Annotated in this window: 2 protein-coding genes; both read right to left on the bottom strand. The window is 36.3% G+C overall.

Features of this window, described 5'->3' with window-relative positions:
* A partial coding sequence (locus V7S50_RS33970) for a transposase (protein WP_336584463.1) occupies window positions 1-839 on the bottom strand: 839 nt, incomplete at its 3' end.
* 5 nt (window positions 840-844) lie between these two features.
* Window positions 845-1221: IS200/IS605 family transposase (gene tnpA, locus V7S50_RS33965; RefSeq protein ID WP_336376930.1), on the bottom strand; the 377-nt coding region annotated here is incomplete at its 5' end.

Below are 1221 nucleotides of genomic sequence, written 5' to 3'. Positions count from 1 at the left end.
TGTAGATTTTTTTCGTTTTTACGGCTTGTTCGTGCCGTCTGTCTAATGTTCGTTAGTTGCTCTAATCGAATGACAGAAATATTATTATCCGTTGCAAAATCAACGATTACACGACTTACTTTGTGGTCTTGGTCTTGCATACATCTTTGTTCTTTATCATCAAGTTGACGAAGGGCATTCAGTTTCTTAGCTTCTCCTAACTTCTTGCGAACACTGCGAAACTTACGTTTCATAAATTTGTTTTGCCTACCGTTCCCGAAGAAACGAACTTTATCATCATCTGTGATGGCTACCGCAGGAACTTTCAGACCTAAGTCTACTCCTAAAATCTTTGTTCCCGTTTTTTCGTTTGTAGGAATCGTGACAGATATTTGAGCAATCCATTTAGCAGATTTCTTCGTGATACGAAGTGTACCTAACTTGTGCTTCAACAATTCGAAATTGCGATTATATTTGTCGTTTAATAAAGCGCGAACCTTTAAACGAGTTGACTTTCCGTTTACCATAAACGGAATTGAAATGTGCGTAAAGTCAAATGAATAATTTTGGTTATTCCATACACAAACAGGTCTTTTTAGAATCGGAACGATTTTGTATTTACTCTTTTTCACCTTTGTAGAAAATACACTTTTCGCATCTTTAATTGCTTGATTTTTCACCGCACTTGGGATATTGGCCTCAATATCCTTTGTACTTTTCTTCGTGCTTTTCTTTGCTTCAACCATTTCAGATACAAGAGCATTAATGACTTTTATATACTCGTGGCTACTTTGTTCCAATAGCATGATTTGTTGTTTTGTTGGAAGCAATTTAACTTTAGCTGTGATGGTTTGTGGCACAAGTTTCACCCCCTCGTTTTTTGATTTTCAACATAATGTTTTATTGTCTCACTTGATACATTTCCAGCAGTAGAAACAAAATAAGAACGCGTCCATAGGCTCGGCAAGTGTTGAAGATGAGGAAACTCTTCTCTCAAACGTTTTGATGTCACTCCTTTAATTTTTGCCATTGTATCAGCAGGACTAAGTGTTGGTGGTGTATCTAAGAACAAGTGAACGTGGTCTTTGTCGCATTCCATTGCAACAATAGAAACATCCAATTCTCCGCATATTTTTTGAACCAACTCTTTGAAACGTTCTTCTACTTTTGTATTAAGAAAAATCTTTCTTCTGTATCGTGGGCAAAACACAAAATGATAGTTAATTAATGACACGGTTGTTT

Source organism: Bacillus sp. CCNWLW194 (genome assembly GCF_037120585.1).
GTDB lineage: Bacteria > Bacillota > Bacilli > Bacillales > Bacillaceae_G > Bacillus_A > Bacillus_A basilensis.
The sequence above is the reverse complement of the archived record's forward strand: the minus strand, read 5'-3'. Positions and strand labels throughout refer to the sequence as shown.